Annotated in this window: 14 protein-coding genes; 5 read left to right on the forward strand and 9 right to left on the reverse strand. The window is 70.8% G+C overall.

The features are described from left to right. Positions 1-13: 13 nt before the first annotated feature. The gene (locus M8I34_RS06015) at positions 14-652 is read right to left on the reverse strand and encodes a YceI family protein (protein WP_250048246.1); all 639 of its coding nucleotides are present in this window, start codon (positions 650-652) and stop codon (positions 14-16) included. A gap of 242 nt (positions 653-894) precedes the next feature. Between M8I34_RS06015 and M8I34_RS06020 the strand changes: the two genes are divergently transcribed. The 4 genes from M8I34_RS06020 to M8I34_RS06035 all read left to right on the forward strand — a co-directional run bounded on the left by M8I34_RS06020 (position 895) and on the right by M8I34_RS06035 (position 6,406). Then, positions 895-3,348, forward strand: coding sequence for a polysaccharide lyase 8 family protein (locus M8I34_RS06020; protein ID WP_250048247.1), 2,454 nt, complete (start codon positions 895-897; stop codon positions 3,346-3,348). A gap of 215 nt (positions 3,349-3,563) precedes the next feature. After that, complete coding sequence (locus M8I34_RS06025; protein ID WP_244418551.1) at positions 3,564-5,147, forward strand: acyl-CoA carboxylase subunit beta; 1,584 nt, start codon at positions 3,564-3,566, stop codon at positions 5,145-5,147. A gap of 55 nt (positions 5,148-5,202) precedes the next feature. After that, positions 5,203-5,409 carry an acyl-CoA carboxylase epsilon subunit gene (locus M8I34_RS06030; protein ID WP_018087208.1) on the forward strand — a complete coding sequence of 69 codons (207 nt, stop codon included), beginning with the start codon at positions 5,203-5,205 and terminating at the stop codon, positions 5,407-5,409. A 340-nt stretch (positions 5,410-5,749) separates the two neighbouring features. Further along, the gene (locus M8I34_RS06035) at positions 5,750-6,406 is read left to right on the forward strand and encodes a DUF4360 domain-containing protein (protein ID WP_030084166.1); all 657 of its coding nucleotides are present in this window, start codon (positions 5,750-5,752) and stop codon (positions 6,404-6,406) included. A gap of 49 nt (positions 6,407-6,455) precedes the next feature. On the opposite strand, the gene M8I34_RS06040 is transcribed toward M8I34_RS06035, so the two are convergent. Then, positions 6,456-7,745: an MFS transporter gene (locus tag M8I34_RS06040; RefSeq protein ID WP_250048248.1), complete on the reverse strand. Its 1,290-nt coding sequence runs from the start codon at positions 7,743-7,745 to the stop codon at positions 6,456-6,458. A 238-nt stretch (positions 7,746-7,983) separates the two neighbouring features. On the opposite strand from M8I34_RS06040, the gene M8I34_RS06045 reads away from it, so the two are divergent. Beyond that, complete coding sequence (locus M8I34_RS06045) at positions 7,984-9,756, forward strand: dihydroxyacetone kinase family protein (RefSeq protein ID WP_250048249.1); 1,773 nt, start codon at positions 7,984-7,986, stop codon at positions 9,754-9,756. Between the two features lie 110 nt (positions 9,757-9,866). On the opposite strand, the gene M8I34_RS06050 is transcribed toward M8I34_RS06045, so the two are convergent. The 7 genes from M8I34_RS06050 to M8I34_RS06080 all read right to left on the reverse strand — a co-directional run bounded on the left by M8I34_RS06050 (position 9,867) and on the right by M8I34_RS06080 (position 16,535). Beyond that, positions 9,867-10,445 (reverse strand): ATP/GTP-binding protein, encoded by a 579-nt coding sequence (locus M8I34_RS06050; RefSeq protein ID WP_159469791.1) that lies wholly within the window; start codon positions 10,443-10,445, stop codon positions 9,867-9,869. Then, positions 10,426-11,016, reverse strand: a complete 591-nt coding sequence (locus M8I34_RS06055) for a DUF742 domain-containing protein (RefSeq protein ID WP_374210859.1) — start codon at positions 11,014-11,016, stop codon at positions 10,426-10,428. The genes M8I34_RS06050 and M8I34_RS06055 overlap by 20 nt, the downstream gene beginning before the upstream one ends. Before the next feature lie 84 nt (positions 11,017-11,100). Next, positions 11,101-11,514, reverse strand: a complete 414-nt coding sequence (locus M8I34_RS06060) for a roadblock/LC7 domain-containing protein (RefSeq protein ID WP_018087204.1) — start codon at positions 11,512-11,514, stop codon at positions 11,101-11,103. A gap of 10 nt (positions 11,515-11,524) precedes the next feature. Then, positions 11,525-14,476, reverse strand: coding sequence for a nitrate- and nitrite sensing domain-containing protein (locus M8I34_RS06065; protein WP_374210860.1), 2,952 nt, complete (start codon positions 14,474-14,476; stop codon positions 11,525-11,527). A gap of 557 nt (positions 14,477-15,033) precedes the next feature. After that, positions 15,034-15,627: an ATP/GTP-binding protein gene (locus M8I34_RS06070; RefSeq protein WP_244418547.1), complete on the reverse strand. Its 594-nt coding sequence runs from the start codon at positions 15,625-15,627 to the stop codon at positions 15,034-15,036. Continuing rightward, positions 15,608-16,018, reverse strand: coding sequence for a DUF742 domain-containing protein (locus M8I34_RS06075; protein ID WP_030087818.1), 411 nt, complete (start codon positions 16,016-16,018; stop codon positions 15,608-15,610). Before M8I34_RS06075 ends, M8I34_RS06070 begins: the two co-directional genes overlap by 20 nt. 103 nt (positions 16,019-16,121) lie before the next feature. Further along, positions 16,122-16,535 carry a roadblock/LC7 domain-containing protein gene (locus tag M8I34_RS06080; RefSeq protein ID WP_018087200.1) on the reverse strand — a complete coding sequence of 138 codons (414 nt, stop codon included), beginning with the start codon at positions 16,533-16,535 and terminating at the stop codon, positions 16,122-16,124. Positions 16,536-16,537: the final 2 nt, after the last annotated feature.

Consider the following 16,537-nt stretch of genomic DNA (forward strand, 5'->3'; position numbering starts at 1 on the left):
CGGGCCGGGCGGGTCAGGCCTGCGGGGCGGCCTTGACGGCGGAGATGTCGAAGGTGAGCTTGACCTTGTCGCTGACCATCACCCCGCCGGTCTCCAGCGCGGCGTTCCAGGTCAGGCCCCAGTCGGAGCGCAGGATCTCGGCGCTGCCCTCGAAGCCGACCCGCTCGGCGCCGTAGACGTCGGTGGCCGAGCCGTGGAACTCCAGGTCGATGGTGAGCGGCTTGGTGACGTCGCGGAGGGTCAGGTCGCCGGTGATCCGGTAGCGGTCGTCCGACACCCGCTCGGCGGCGGTGCTGCGGAAGGTCATCAGCGGGAACGTCTCGGCGTCGAAGAAGTCGGCGCTGCGCAGATGGCCGTCGCGGTCCGCGATCCCGGTGTCGATGCTGGCGATCTTGACATCGAGGGACGCGGTGGAGCGGGACGGGTCGGCGCCGTCGAGGTGGAGCGCGCCCTCGTACTCGCCGAACGCGCCGCGGACGTTGGTGACCATGGCGTGCCGGACGGTGAAGCCGATGCTGCTGTGTGCCGGGTCGATGGTGTAGTCGCCGGTCAGCGCCGCGAGCGCGGGGTCCGCGTCGAGGACGGCAGCACGGGCGGCGGGGGCGGTGGTGTCGCCGGTGTCGGCGGTGCGCTTGCGGTGGAACAGAGCCATGGCTCCTCCTCGAAGACGGCGCACCGGGTGGGTGCGCAGGATTTGTTTAAGCTTCAACGAGATTCACCGTAACGGCATCTGGTTCAACATTCAACCTCTCTGGGCGGGTGAGCTCCGCCGGACGGGTGGCGGGCGGCGTTCCGGCGCGGTCATTGCCGCTGGACGACGGCTCGTGCTAGACCATCGGGAACTCCCAAGTGCGCAGCGCCACAGCCCAGTTGACGCCATGGAGAGGACCGACCGTGCCGCCTGTCTCCGCCACGTCCGTCTGGTCACGCCGAGGATTTCTCGCCACCGCCACCGCGAGTGCGCTCGGCCTCGCCGCCCGCCCCGCCCACGCCACCCCCGGGCCGGCCGCCGCTGCCGCGGACGAGTTCGCCACCCTCCGCGGCCGCTGGTGCGAGCTCACCCTCGGCAGCGGCTTCGACCCCGCCGCCCCGCCGTACGCCGCCGCCCTCCAGGAGACCGGCGCCCTCGCGAGCACCTTCCAGGCGGGCATGCGCCCGGCCGCCGGCTCCCTCTGGCCGGACTGCCGCTACGACCCGCCGTCCGGCATCACCCAGAGCTACAGCCGGCTCGCCACCATGGCCCAGGCCTACGTCCAGCCCGGCACCGGCCGCACCGGCGACCCCGGCCTCGCCGCCGCCCTCGTCGCGGGACTCGGTCACCTCGACGACACCGTCTACCACACCGCCACCACCCGCTACGGCAACTGGTGGGAGTGGCAGATCGGCAGCCCCAGACTCCTCCTCGACACCCTCGCCCTCCTCGACGAGCACCTGCCCGACGGCGGCCCCGGTGACGAGCTGCGCGCCCGCTGCCTGGCCGCCGTCGACCACTTCGTCCCCGACACCATGCTCGGCGACTACACCGGGACCAGCACCGGAGCCAACCGTGTCGACCTGTGCCGGGTGGTGGCACTGCGCGGCATCCTCGGCCGCGCCCCCGCCAAGATCGCGCTGGCCCGTGACGCCCTCTCACCGGTCTTCCCCTACGTCACCAAGGGCGACGGCCTCTACGCCGACGGCTCCTTCGTCCAGCACACCTGGGTCGCCTACTCCGGCACCTACGGCTATGTCCTGCTGGACGGTCTGGGCCGGCTGTTCACCCTGCTCGGCGGCTCGTCCTGGCAGGTCACCGATCCGGCACGGCAGATCGTCCTCCACAGCGTCGAGCGGGCCTACGCCCCGCTGCTCCACAACGGCCTGATGATGGACCTCGTCAACGGCCGCGCCGTCAGCCGCGGCTATCTGCGCAGCGACGAGCGGCACGTCCTGCGCAGCGACCACTACCACGGCCATGCGCTGATCGCCGCCATCGCGCTCCTCGCCCAGGGCGCGAGCGACGCCGAGCGGGACCGCTGGCACGCCATGATCAAGGGCTGGATCGCCCGCGACCGTACACTGCCGGTCCTCACCGACCGGCAGTACACGGTCGCCGACCTCGCCCGCCTCCGGAAGATCGCCGACGGCCCCACGGCCGCCGCCCCCGAGCCCGTTGGCCACCGGCTCTTCCCGGCCATGGACCGCGCCGTGCACCGCGGCCCCGGCTGGGCCGCCGGCCTGGCCATGGCCTCCGACCGCATCACGTACTACGAGAACGGCAACGGCGAGAACCCGCACGGCTGGCACACCGGCGCCGGGATGCTCTATTGGTGGGGCGCCGACTCCGGGGGCGACTCCGGGGGCGACCAGTACACCGACGCCTTCTGGCCCACCGTCGACCCCTACCGGCTCCCCGGCACGACCGTCTCCACCAAACGGCTGGCCGATAACGAAGGCGGCGGCTGGGGCGAGCCGAAGCCCGCCGCGCGCTGGGTCGGCGGCACCACCGACGGCGCATTCGCCGCGATCGGCCAGGACCTCCGCGGCCTCGCCTCGACCCTCACCGCCAGGAAATCCTGGTTCGCCCTCGCGGACTGCGTCGTCTGCCTGGGCGCCGGTATCACCTCCCGCGACGGGGTGCCCGCCGAGACGGTCGTCGACAACCGCCGCCTGGGCGGGTCCGGCACCGCACAGCTCACCGTCGACGGCGTACGACAGCCCGGCACACCCGGCACGACCACCTCCTTCTCCCGCGCCCACTGGGCTCACCTCGCCGGACACGGCGGCTACGTCTTCCCCGGCGGCGCCCCCCTGAAGGCGCTGCGCGAGGACCGCACCGGCTCCTGGCACGACATCAACACCACCTCCTCCCCGCAGCCCTTCACCCGCCGCTACCTCACGCTCTGGCACGACCACGGCACCGACCCGGCCGACGCCGGCTACGCCTACCTCCTCATGCCGGGCGCCACCGCCCGCACCCTCGCCGCCCGCGCCGCCGACCGGCGCTGGCTGACCGTGCTCGCCAACGACTCCGGGCGGCAGGCGATCGCCGTCGACCCGCTCGGCGTAACGGCCGCCAACTTCTGGCGGGCCGGCAGCGCGGGCCCGCTCACCAGCAGCGGCCCGGCGAGCGTGCTGGTCCGTGAGCGGCGCGGGCGGCGGCCGGACGGGCGCGGCCGCACGGCGCGGCTGTGCGCCGCCGCCCCGGAACGCACCGGCGACACGCTGGAGATCTCCTGGTCACGGCCGGTACGCGCGGTGCTCGCCCAGGACCCGGCGATCGAGGTGCTCGCCACCGGGCGCGCCCTGCGGCTGCGCGTGAACCCCGGCACCGGCTGCGCCACCCACACCTGCACGGTGCGGCTGGGCTGACCGGGCCGTCCGCGCCCGATCAGCCGGTCGCGACAACATCACTCCGCCGTTGTTTGTCGACCCCATACAGACGCGGGGCGGCGCCGCCACCCGAACGGACGCCGGGACGCGGGGCCCGTACAGCACGGTTCTGTACTGCCTGCCCACCAAATCGCATGCGACGTTGTACGAAACCGACATCGGTGTGCGGCGCCTCCCCCACGTACCGTCGATACATGACCACTGTCGAAGATGTGCCCGCCGGCGCCAACGACGCCCGCGGGCGCGTCGCCGAACTGCACGCCATCCGTGAGCAGGTCCGGCGAGGCCCCAGCGAGCGTGCCACCGAAGCGCAGCGTGCCAAGGGCAAGCTGACGGCCCGCGAGCGGATCGAGCTGCTGCTGGACGAGGGTTCGTTCAACGAGGTCGAGCCGCTGCGGCGGCACCGGGCGACGGGCTTCGGCCTGGAGGCGAAGAAGCCCTACACGGACGGTGTGATCACCGGCTGGGGCACCGTGCACGGCCGGACCGTGTTCACCTACGCGCACGACTTCCGGATCTTCGGCGGCGCGCTGGGCGAGGCCCACGCCACCAAGATCCACAAGATCATGGACATGGCCATCCAGGCCGGTGCCCCGCTGGTGTCGCTGAACGACGGCGCAGGTGCCCGTATCCAGGAGGGCGTCTCCGCGCTCGCCGGCTACGGCGGCATCTTCCAGCGCAACACCAAGGCCTCGGGTGTCATCCCGCAGATCTCCGTCATGCTCGGCCCCTGCGCCGGCGGCGCCGCCTACTCCCCGGCCCTGACGGACTTCGTCTTCATGGTCCGCGAGACCTCGCAGATGTTCATCACCGGCCCCGACGTGGTGCGCGCGGTGACCGGCGAGGAGATCACCCAGAACGGCCTGGGCGGCGCCGATGTGCACGCCGAGACGTCGGGCGTGGCCCACTTCGCGTACGACGACGAGACCACCTGCCTGGAAGAGGTCCGCTACCTCCTCTCCCTGCTGCCGGCGAACAACCGGGAGAACCCGCCGTCGGTGCCCTGCGAGGACCCCGCCGACCGCTCCGGTGACGCCCTGCTGGACCTGGTCCCGGCCGACGGCAACCGCCCGTACGACATGCGCAAGGTCATCGAGGAGATCGTCGACGACGGCGAGTTCCTGGAGGTCCACGAGCGCTGGGCGACCAACATCATCTGCGCGCTGTCCCGGCTCGACGGGCGGGTCGTGGGCATCATCGCCAACCAGCCGCAGTCGCTGGCCGGTGTGCTGGACATCGAGGCGTCCGAGAAGTCCGCCCGCTTCGTCCAGATGTGCGACGCGTTCAACATCCCGATCGTCACCCTGCTCGACGTCCCCGGCTTCCTGCCGGGCGTCTCCCAGGAGCACGGCGGCATCATCCGGCACGGCGCCAAGCTGCTCTACGCCTACTGCAATGCCACCGTCCCGCGGATCTCGCTCGTGCTGCGCAAGGCGTACGGCGGCGCCTACATCGTCATGGACTCGCAGTCCATCGGTGCCGACCTGACCTACGCCTGGCCCACCAACGAGATCGCGGTGATGGGCGCCGAGGGCGCCGCCAACGTCATCTTCCGCAAGCAGATCGCCGAGGCGGACGACTCCGAGGCCATGCGGGTGCGCATGGTCAAGGAGTACAAGTCCGAGCTGATGCACCCCTATTACGCGGCCGAGCGCGGCCTGGTCGACGACGTCATCGACCCGGCCGAAACCCGCCACACGCTCATCCGTGCCCTGGAGATGCTGCGCACCAAGCACGCGGATCTGCCCGCCCGTAAGCACGGCAACCCGCCCCAGTAGCCACGCCCCGCACCCGCACCCGGCACGACGCCACCGCGACGACGGAGAAGACACCGTGAATCCTGCCCACCGAACCGACCCGATCCGCGTGGAGAAGGGCCAGGCCAGCGAGGAAGAGCTCGCCGCCCTGACCGCCGTGCTGCTGGCCCGCGCCGCCCACCAGCCGGCCGCCGCCCCGGCCCGCCCGCACGCCACGGCCGCCCGCTGGCGCCGCCTCGAGCGCCAGAACGGCTTCCACGGAGCGACCAGCTGGCAGCGCTGAGCGCTTAACCGAACGGCGAGGGGCCCGCAGATGCGGGCCCCTCGCCGTTTTGTGGTGGAGGGCCGGTTCGGGCACGGCGACCGCGGCCTGGTGCCCGGCCGCGGCAGCCGGGTAAGGGATATGCCGCCCAACAGCCGCACAAGCAACGGGATATGAGGCCTCATCGGTTTTCGGACGCGGTGTTCCGGTTTGGCATGTGGCGTCCGGATCAAGGCGTAGGTTCGCCCCAACCCTGGGGAGCAGAGCTGTTCAAGCCGCCACCGCCGTGCTGGCATGCGCTCGTCATCCCACTCCTGGTGTTCCCGCACCGCGGGCCCTAGGACCACCGGAAGGAAAGCCCATGCTCAGCACGCTCAGTGCTGGTGCCGCAGTGGCATCGTTGCTCCTCGCCGGATCGGCATCCCCCACCACCACCGCACGGTTCGGCGACGACCCGCCGACCGGAAAGATCACCATAACCGTCGCCACGGTCAACGGATCGGGTTGCAGACCCGGCAGCGCCGCCGTGGCCATCGCCCCCGACAACACCGCCTTCACCGTCACCTACAGCGAGTACCTCGCCCAGGCGGGCGCCGGCAGCAAGCCGACCGACTCCCGCAAGAACTGCCAGATCGCGCTGAACGTCCATGTCCCGCAGGGCTTCACCTACGCGGTCGCCCGGGCCGACTACCGGGGCTACGCGTCCCTGGCGCCGGGCGCCCGGGGGCTGGAGCAGGCGGGCTACTACTTCCAGGGCCAGCAGCAGACGGCCCGTAAGAGCCACACCTTCACCGGCCCGTACGACTCCAACTGGCAGACCTCGGACGAGACCGACGTCGACGCGCTCGTGTACGCACCCTGCGGCGAGGAGCGCTACTTCAACATCAACACCGAGATGAGGGTGGACGCCAAGTCGGCGGACCCCAAGGCCACCAGCTACATGGCCATGGACTCCACCGACGGCAGCATCAACACCCTGTACCACTTCGCATGGAAGCAGTGCCCCGCGCGCAAGTGAGGCCCGGGTGACGAAGGGGGCCCGTACGCACCGGCGTACGGGCCCCCGGTCAGGCGCGCAGGGCCGTCTGTCCGACCGGCGGCGCGGCCGGGGGAGCGGGCGCCGCCGGCTCGTCCGGCAGCGTCAGGCAGAGGGTCAGCAGCGCGGACACGACATACAGCCCGGCGAAGATCAGCACCACGCCGCCCGGTCCCAGCGGGCCGAGGAAGAGACTGACGACGGCCGGGCCGACGAAGGCGGCGCCGCCCGCACCGAGGTTGAGGAGCGCCATCGCGCCGCCCTTGTTCTCGGGTGCCAGGGCCGGCACCAGGGCGGAGATCGGGACGAACCCGGCCAGTGTGATGCCGTAGAGCATGCCGACCACGATCGCGACCCAGTAGTGGCCGCCGACGACCTTGGGGACGAAGTACAGGGCCAGGGTCGTCACCGCGCAGCCCAGGCCGCCGAAGGTGGCGATCGTACGGCGCCAGCCGATCGTGTCGCCGATGACGCCGAACAGCAGATTGCACAGGACGTTGGTGCCGTAGATGACGGCGAGCAGGGTCAGCCAGCGGCCCTCGCCGAAGCCCAGCTCCTTGGAGAAGAAGCTGGGCAGAAAGACCAGGAAGCCGAACTCCGGCGCGGTGTTGATGATGCGGACGACGCAGCCGACGGCGACCTTGGGGTGGGTCCAGGCGATCGAGAGGCTGGAGAGCAGCGACTGCACGGGCCGGACCCCGGCCGGGGCGAGGCGGGCGAAGCCGGTGCGCTCGCGCACGCCCAGCAGACAGCACGCCCCGCCGATCGCGATGATGCCGAGCGCGACCCACAGGGTGCCGAAGCGGCCGAACCAGGGGTTGGTGACCCCGGCGACCAGCGAGCCGAGGGTCGGCAGTCCGCCGGTGAAGGCGACGTAGAACCAGCCGACGGCGGTGCCCATCCGGGCCGCGGGCGCGGTCGCGGTGATCCAGACGAGGAAGCCGAACGCGAAGAGCGGATAGCCGAAGCCGCGCAGGCCGTAGAAGACCAGCATCAGCGGGTAGTTGTGCGGCGCCAGCGCCAGCGTCAGGAAGAGCAGGTCGAAGACGATCCATACGGCCAGGCCCAGTTGCATCACCCGGCGCGGGCCCCACAGGTCGGAGAGTGCGCCGGACAGCCAGGAGGCGAGCATCACGGTGACGCCGTACGCGGTGATCACATACGAGGCATGGATCTCGGTCCCGGCGCCGTGGTCGGCCATGTACGGCGCGATGAATCCCGACTCCACGCCGTCGCCGACCATGAACAGCAGCACGCCGAGATAGCCGAGGACCAGGGCCTTGGGGATGCCGAGCCGGTCGGGGAGGGTGGATGGTGCCATGTCGCGCCTCCGTTGGAGCGGGATCTGCGAGGCCGGAAAAAAGGGGAGGGGGAGGGGGTGGGGGGAGAGGGTGTGATGCGAGCAGCATGAATCCTGAGAACTTCACATGCAAGATGTGATGCTGGACTTTCTAGGCCGTCATTCTCACAAGATTGGCGAGGATCTCCGCCCTCAGGGGTGACGTATCTGTGATGTAGGTGTTAAATCCAACAGGGAGAGAACAAAGGAGTGCGCCCTGATGACCACCACCCCCGCCGGCCTCGGACACCACCCCGAAACCTTCCGTGAGGACTGGATCGAAGGACTGGCCGACGCCTACGCACGCACCCTCCGCCGGGTCCCGGGCGCCTACGGCGTGGTCGGCCGCCACGCACCGCGGCCCGGCCGGGTCGCGGTCGTCATCGGCGGCGGCTCCGGCCACTACCCCGCCTTCGCCGGACTGGTCGGCCCCGGCCTCGCCGCTGCCGCCGCGATCGGCGACGTCTTCGCCAGCCCCAGCGCCGAACAGGTCTACCGCACCGCCAAGGCCGCGGACGGCGGGGCCGGCGTCCTGTTCAGCTACGGCAACTACGCAGGAGACGTACTGCACTTCGGCCTCGCCGCCCGCCGGCTCGCCGCCGAGGGCATCGAGACCCGTACGGTGCTGGTCACCGACGATGTCGCCAGCGGTCCGCCGCCCGTGGAGGGCCAGGAGACCGACCCGTCCCGCGACCGCCGCGGAGTGGCCGGCGACTTCTTCGTCTTCAAGGTGGCCGGCGCCGCCGCCGAACGCGGTGACGGCCTCGACACCGTCGCCCGCCTCGCGGCCCGCGCCAACGCCATGACCCGTACCTTCGGCGCCGCGTTCGCCGGCTGCACCCTGCCCGGCGCGAGCGAGCCGCTGTTCTCCGTCGGCGCCGGTACCACCGAGCTGGGCATGGGCATCCACGGCGAGCCGGGCCTGCGCACCACCCGCCACCTCACCGCCGCCGAACTGGCCGACGAGCTGGTCGACAACCTGCTGCCGGAGCTGCCCCCGGGCGGCGACGGCCGGGTGGCGGTGCTCCTCAACGGGCTCGGCCGCACCAAGTACGAGGAGATGTTCGTGGTCTACCGGCGGGTGAACGAGCGGCTGCGGGCGGCGGGCCTGCGTCCGTACCGGCCCGAAGTGGGGGAGTTCGTCACCTCGTTCGACATGGCCGGGGTCTCCCTGTCCCTGATGCCGCTGGACGAGGAGCTGGGCGAGCTCTACGACGCCCCCTGCGACACCCCGGCCTTCCGCAGCCTGCCGGGCACCCACACCGCCGAGGATGACACACGGGCCGAGGTGCCCGGGCCCGTACGGGACGAGGCGGCCGGTCCCGTAGGGGGCGGCCGCGCCCCCGGTGAAGACCTGCCCGTGACGAAGGCGCTGCAAGCGGCCCTGGACCTGGTCGCCGCGGACGAGGACGAACTGGGCCGGCTGGACGCGGTGGCCGGAGACGGCGACCACGGCATCGGCATCGTCCGCGGGCTGCGTGCCGCCGTCGCCGCCGCCCGCGCCGCCGAGCCGGGGCCGGCCCGCGACCCGCACTCGGCCGGCACCGCGCTGCTCACCGCCGGCCTCGCCCTGGCGGACGCCTCGGGCGGCGCGTCCGGGGCCCTGTACGGCGCTCTGCTGGCCGAAACCGGCGCCGTACTGAGCAAGGCCCCGGCGGGCCGCGGCGGTTCCCCGAGCGCGCTGTTCGCCGACGCCGCCGACGCCGCCCAGCGGGCCGTCGGCGAACTCGGCGGCGCCGCCGTGGGGGAGAAGACGATGCTGGACGCCCTGGACCCCTTCCGCCGCGCACTGCGTGCCCGCGCGGGGCAGGCGCTGCCCACGGCGTGGCAGGCGGCCGCCGAGGCCGCCACCCGGGCCGCCGCCGACACCGCACAGCTCGTCCCGGCCCGCGGCCGCGCCGCCCGGATGGGCGCGCTGGGCCACGGCCACCCGGACGCCGGGGCGGTCTCCCTCGCGCTGATCCTCACGGCCGTCGGCACCACCCTGCGCTGAGCCCCACCGGCGGCCGGACACGACGAAGGCCCCCGCACCTGACCGGTGTGGGGGCCTTTCGTCATACGCGGCGTGCGGGCACGGGGAGCCCGTCCGCGGTCCGGCGCCTTTTAGCGCAGGCGCGCCATCAGCGCGTGCTCCACGAGCGTGATGAGCGCGCTCTTGGCCTCGCTGCGGTGCCGGGCGTCCGTCACGATGATCGGCGCGTCCGGGCCGATCTGAAGCGCCTCACGTACCTCGTCGGGCGTGTAGGGCTGGTGTCCGTCGAAGCCGTTGAGGGCGATGACGAACGGCAGACCGCTGTTCTCGAAGTAGTCGACCGCGGGGAAGCAGTCGGCGAGACGGCGGGTATCGACCAGCACCACCGCGCCGATGGCACCACGGACCAGGTCGTCCCACATGAACCAGAAACGGTCCTGGCCCGGCGTACCGAAGAGGTACAGGATCAGGTCCTGGTCCAGCGTGATCCGGCCGAAGTCCATCGCCACGGTCGTGGTCGTCTTGTCCGGCGCGTGCGTGAGGTCGTCGATCCCCGCCGAGGCGGAAGTCATCACGGCTTCGGTACGCAGCGGATTGATCTCTGAGACGGCCCCGACGAACGTGGTCTTGCCCACGCCGAAGCCGCCCGCCACCACGATTTTCGCGGAGGTGGTGGAGCGGGCTGCACCGCTAGAGCTTGCGAAGTCCACTGAGCACCCTTTCGAGCAGTGTCACATCTGGCTGTCCGCCGGCGGTCTCGTCCCCGCCGGGCTGATGGATGGCGACGAGTCCGGCCTCCGCCAGGTCGGCGACGAGGATCCGGGCGACGCCGAGGGGGATGGAGAGAAGCGCGGAGATCTCGGCAACTGACTTGATCTCACGGCAGAGGTGGCAGATGCGCTGGTGCTCCGGCAGCTGGCCCTGCATCTTCGCGGGGTCGGCGGTCGTGCTGACCAGCGCCTCGATGGCGAGCTGGTAGCGCGGCCTGGTCCGGCCTCCGGTCATGGCGTACGGGCGCACGAGCGGGTTGTTCGCACCCGTGGGAGCGGGCTCGGGCGCGCGCCGCTGCGGCTGTACCGGCTGGATGCGCGGTGCCTGCGGCTGGTCGTACACCGACGGCTCGTACGGCTGGGAGTCGTACGGCCGGGGCTGCTGCTGCGGGGGCCGCTGCGGCCGGCGGCTCGGCGCAGACGGGAAGTTGAAGCGGTTGTTATGGGTCTCGCCCACAGGCCCGGACTCCTGTCCGGAACCATACGGGTATCCGCTCGGGGGCGTTGCCACGTCTCCTCCTCCAACTTGCCTGTCTGACGCCGGTCGCGCCACCGAACCATAAGGCGCGGTGGCGGGAAACGCACTGCCTGTTTGTTAGTTGAGAAGGCTGCCCTGGAGTTCGGCGCGCAGATCCGGCGTCAGCACCGTGCCCGCGCGGTCGACCAGCAGGGCCATCTCGTAACCGACCAGGCCGATGTCGCACTCGGGGTGTGCGAGCACGGCCAGCGACGATCCGTCCGAAACGGACATGATGAAGAGGAAACCGCGCTCCATCTCCACCACGGTCTGGTTGACGCTCCCGCCCTCGAAGATGCGGGAAGCGCCGGAGGTCAGCGAGGTGAGGCCGGAGGCCACCGCCGCCAACTGATCGGCTCTGTCACGAGGGAAACCCTCGGACATGGCGAGGAGCAGCCCGTCCGCGGAGACCACGACCGTGTGGGACACCCCAGGGGTGTTGTCCACGAAGTTGGTGATCAACCAGTTCAGATTCTGCGCCGCCTGGCTCATCGGGCTCACACTAACGCTCCTGATCGTAGGTGCTGCCGGGGCCGTAGCCCTGTTGGTCATTCTGGGGGACCCCGTTGGGGTCCGTTCCGACGTTGCGTCCCTGCTGGACTCCGCGGCGCAGGTTACTCAGCCTGCCGCGGACGTCCTCCGGGGCACGGGAGACCTGGGGGCCGCCCTGCGGCGTCTGCTCCGCGGCACCTTCGACCAGGTTGGCCTTGGGCACCCGCCGGGGGAGGCCGGAAGAGGTGACTCCGCCCGCCTTCGGCTCGCGCAGCTGCTCCGCCCGCTCCCAGCGATCATCGTTGGAGCTGCGCCAGTCGGAGCCGTCCTGGCCGGTCTCCGGCGCGCTCCGTTGCTGCTGCACCTGCGGTGCCTGCTGGTCGCGGCCTCCGCGGCGCGGAAGGCCGGCGTCCGTCAGCGACGGGGCGTCGCTCGGTGTGGGGCCCGGACGCTCGAATGGTACGCGCTCGGGCGCGTCAGCGGGAGCGGCAGTTGTATTCCGGTCAGATTCCGCTTCGGTCCCGAAGTAGCCCTCGAATGCGGGGCGTTCGGCCCATTCGTCCGGCTGTGCCGCTTCGTGGGAGACGAAAGGCTGCTGGCCGGTGGTCTCCGAGAAGCTCGGCTGGCCGAAGGCCTGGTTGCCGTGCGACCGGTCGTCGTAGAGCGGTTGATCGGCTTCCGCATATGCCTGGGAGGGGTAGTCCTGGTAGGCACCGCCGGACGGCGCCTCGTCCCGGAAGAGCGGACGCTCGCCCTCCTGGTACTCGGCTTCCTGCTCACCGGCCGTCTGCGACTCCAGGGCGGCCCGGCGCTCCTCGCGGAGCAGCGAGCGGCCCACCATATCCATGTCCCCGGCGTCCGCGCGGCCGTAGCGGGTGTCGTCGAAGCCCAGCTCGGCGGCGGTGCGCTGGTGGTTCTCGTACGACGCCTGCTGGTGCTCGTACGGCGCCTGCTGGTGCTCGGGAACGATACGGGAGACCGTGAAGTCGTCCTCGTACTGCTCCTCGCCGCCACCACCGTGGGTGATCGCCTCGGGCAGCATGACCAGGGACGTGGTGCCCGCCTGCTCGCCGGAGGGGCGCAGCTGCACCCGGATCCCGTGCCGGTCGGCCAGCCGGCCGACCACGAACAGGCCCATGCGCTGGGAGATCGCGGCATCCACGCTCGGCGGGTTGGCCAGCTTGTGGTTGATGTCCGCGAAGTCCTCGGGGGTGAGCCCGATGCCCTTGTCGTGGATCTCGATCATGACCCGGCCGTCGGGCAGCCGGGTCGCGGCCACCCGCACCTTGGTCTGCGGGGAGGAGAACGTGGTGGCGTTCTCCAGCAGCTCGGACAAAAGGTGCACGAGGTCGGTCACGGCGGTGCCGTGGATCTCGCTCTCGGGGACGCCGGTGAGCTCGATCCGCTCGTACGACTCGACCTCGGAGGTCGCCGCCCGCACGACGTCGATCAGCGGCACCGGCTGGTTCCAGCGGCGGCCGGGCTCCTCGCCCGCGAGGATGAGGAGGTTCTCGCCGTTGCGCCGCATACGGGTGGCGAGGTGGTCGAGCCGGAAGAGGCTCTCCAGCTGGTCCGGGTCCGCCTCGTTGTTCTCCAGGTCGGTGATCAGCTCCAGCTGGCGCTCGATCAGGCCCTGGTTACGGCTCGAGAGGTTGGTGAAGATCGCGTTGACGTTGCCCCGCAGCAGCGCCTGCTCGGCGGCGAGCCGGACGGCCTCGCGGTGCACCTGGTCGAAGGCGCGGGCGACCTCGCCGATCTCGTCGGTGGTGGAGATCGGGATGGGCTGCACACGGGTGTCGACCCGGCCCGGGTCCGTCCGCGAGAGCTGGTCGACCAGCATCGGCAGCCGCTGCTCGGCGATGCCGAAGGCGGCGGTACGCAGCTGGCGCATGTTGCGGCTCATCCGGCGCGCCATCAGACCGGCCACGACGAACGCGATGATCAGCGCGGCCAGCACGATGCCGGAGTCGACGAAGGTGGACTGCCGGGCGTCCTCGGAGATCTGGGCCGCTTCGTTCACGGCCTTGTCCGCCAGGTCCTTCTCGATGGACCGGTACATGTCGAACTTGCCGGTCGCCGCAGCGAAGTAGGTGTCGGAGGTGATGCCCCGCACGCTCAGCGTCTCCGGCGCCGCGCCGGTGGCGATGAGGGTGCCCATCTGGTCGATCGACGGCGGGGTGCGGAACGGCTGTCCTGCGGCCTGCGCCTGCGCCTTCGCCCGTGCGATCTTCTGCCGCGCGGCCTGCTTGAGCGCGCCGGCGTCCTTGTTCAGCCGCTCGACGTCCTCGGGCGTACCGCCGGAGGTGTACTCGCCGATGGCGATGCCCTCCAGGTAGCGGTACGACGCGAAGGCGGTCAGCTGGAGCTTGTGCTCCTTGCCGCCCTGCGGGGTCGCCGGGTCGACCAGGAGGTGGGTGCCGATGGAGCGCTGGAGCGACTCGGCGGCCTTGGCCAGCGCGATGGCGTAGACCGTACGGCCGTAGGAGGTGATGTTGCCGGTGCCCAGGCCGAGCTCGTTGGCGAACTCCATCAGCGGGTGCTGGACCTCGACATAGCCCTCTTCGGTCTGCACACCGCGCAGCTTGGAGGTGTAGGCGGCCTGGCGCAGCTTCTGGAGCTTGGGCTCGACCTTCTCGAACACGGCGAGACGGCGCTTGAGGCCCGGCTTGTCCGGTATGGCCTTGGCGGCCTCGTGGAAGGTGTCGGCGGCGCTGTCGGTGGCGTCCCGCGCCTGCTGGACGACCGGGTCGTCCTTCTTGCCCTTCAGCAGCGGTGCCGCGGTGCGGTCCCGCTCATCGATCAGGGCGGTGCTGTAGGAAGCTGCGGCGCGCACCAGCTTCGCGGTGTTCTCCGCGTCCTGCGCTTCCTGCCAGGTGCCGAACGAGCTGTCCACCCGCAGACCGCCGAAGACCAGGGCGACCAGTACGGGGATCAGCAGAATGGCGTTCAGGCGGGTCGCCACGCGCCAGTTGCGCGGGGAGTACTTGCCGCCACTTACCGGAGGCTTCGCGACCGTATTTTCGGGCGCGTCGGAAGCCGGTAGGCCACCTCTGGGTGGCGGGGTGAAGTTGCCCCGCCGCGTTTCCTGCGGCTCGGGGCTCGCCTTGCTTCGCCTCACTCGACCAACAACCTCTCGGCGCCGGCACTTATTTGCTGTGCCGTTTCTTCTGGGCGTTCCTACTCCGGAGTTCAGCGAATTTCAGCACGTCAGGGCGGTGCGTTCCAAACACTGGGTAAAGCTGGAGCAGGGGCGAAAGGCCCTTAGATAAAAGGGGCGTTAAGGGCGAGCCGCGCCAAAGTGCAAGAGATTTGTGAGCGCAGCGAAGCCGGGCATGCGCACGGGGTGTCGAAAGCCCGCTGATTCACTGTCGAAACGTTATGAAGCAAATTTGTGGGCGTGTCGAAGGACACAGATCCACTCACGGATGCCGGGAACCCGCCCAGGGCAGGGGGGTGCGCCCCCGCCGGTGACAATTGCCGTACGGCCCGCACCCGGTGCGGGGCGGGCCGCCGGTGGTCCTACTGGAGCCGCGCCATCAGCGCGTGCTCCACGAGCGTGATGAGCGCGCTCTTGGCCTCGCCCCGGTGGCGGGCGTCGGTCATGATGATCGGGGCCCCCGGGCCGATCTGAAGTGCCTCACGCACCTCGTCCGGAGTATGGGGCTGGTAGCCCTCAAAACCGTTGAGGGCGATGACGAACGGCAGACCGCTGTTCTCGAAGTAGTCGACCGCCGCAAAGCAGTCGGCGAGACGGCGGGTATCGACCAGCACCACCGCGCCGATGGCACCACGGACCAGGTCGTCCCACATGAACCAGAAACGGTCCTGGCCCGGCGTACCGAAGAGGTACAGGATCAGGTCCTGGTCCAGCGTGATCCGGCCGAAGTCCATCGCCACGGTCGTCGTGGTCTTGTCCTGGACGTGGCTGAGATCGTCGATGCCCGCCGAGGCGGAGGTCATCACGGCCTCCGTGCGCAGCGGATCGATCTCCGAGACGGCTCCGACGAACGTGGTCTTGCCCACGCCGAAGCCGCCCGCCACCACGATCTTGGCGGAGGTCGTGGCGGGGGCTCTGTTCCCGTCGGATCCGCTGTCAGAGCTTGCGAAGTCCACTGAGCACCCTCTCGAGCAAGGTCACATCCGGCGTGCCGCCGGCCTCACCACTGCCACCGGGCTGGTGGATCGCCACCATCCCGGCCTCTGCCAGGTCCGCGACCAGAATCCGCGCCACACCCAGCGGGATGTGCAACAGCGCGGAGACCTCGGCAACCGACTTCACCTCACGGCACAGGTGGCAGATCCGCTGGTGCTCGGGCAGCAGCCCGGGCAGCTGAGAGGGGTCGGCGGTCGTGCTGACCAGCGCCTCGATGGCGAGCTGGTAGCGCGGCCTGGTCCGGCCTCCGGTCATGGCGTACGGGCGCACCAGCGGCTGGTCACCTTCGCTCCCGTACGGCGCTTGGCTGTACGCGCCGTACGGGCCGGAAGTGGCAGGTGGCGGGGTCATGGGTCCTCCGGGCGGGACAACTGACTGTCGTCGGGTTGGGCCGGTGGGGGGTGCGGCTCATGGATGTGGTGGTGCTGAACGGTGCGGCGCTGCGGGCGCCGCGTCAGTGCAGCAGACTGCCTTGCAGTTCGGCGCGGAGGTCGGGCGTCAGGACCGTGCCTGCGCGGTCGACCAGCAGCGCCATCTCGTAGCCGACCAGACCGATGTCGCACTCGGGGTGTGCGAGCACGGCCAGCGACGATCCGTCCGAGACCGACATGATGAAGAGGAACCCCCGCTCCATCTCCACGACGGTCTGGTTGACCGTTCCCCCTTCGAAGATGCGGGAGGCGCCGGAGGTCAGCGAGGTCAGGCCGGAGGCCACCGCCGCCAACTGATCGGCACGGTCGCGAGGGAAGCCCTCGGACATCGCGAGGAGCAGCCCGTCCGCGGAGACCACCACCGTGTGCGACACCCCAGGGGTGTTGTCCACGAAGTTGGTGATCAACCAGTTCAGATTCTGCGCCGCCTGGCTCATCG

This window comes from Streptomyces sp. MCA2, from assembly GCF_023544705.1.
Classification (GTDB): Bacteria; Actinomycetota; Actinomycetes; order Streptomycetales; family Streptomycetaceae; genus Streptomyces; species Streptomyces decoyicus.